Annotated in this window: 1 protein-coding gene; it reads left to right on the plus strand. The window is 62.0% G+C overall.

The features are described 5' to 3' along the window. Nucleotides 1-279, plus strand: a 279-nt coding sequence (locus tag EN850_RS36020; RefSeq protein WP_136093104.1) for a hypothetical protein, incomplete at both ends; no start/stop codon positions are given.

Raw genomic sequence — 279 nt, forward strand, 5'->3', positions numbered from 1 at the left:
GCTGTTCCAGGAACAGGCCATGAAGATCGCCATCGTCGCCGGCGGCTTCAGGCCGGGCGAGGCGGACGAGCTTCGCCGCGCGATGGCCACCTTCAAGCGCACCGGCACGATCGGCAACTACCGCCAGCGCATGATCGACGGCATGGTCAACAATGGCTATGAGAAGGACTTCGCCGAGCGCTGCTTCAAGCAGATCGAAGGCTTCGGCGAATACGGCTTTCCCGAAAGCCATGCCGCCACCTTCGCGCTGCTAGTCTATGCCTCTTGCTGGTTCAAGAC

Source organism: Mesorhizobium sp. M8A.F.Ca.ET.207.01.1.1 (genome assembly GCF_004794715.1).
In the GTDB taxonomy this organism is placed as follows: Bacteria; Pseudomonadota; Alphaproteobacteria; order Rhizobiales; family Rhizobiaceae; genus Mesorhizobium.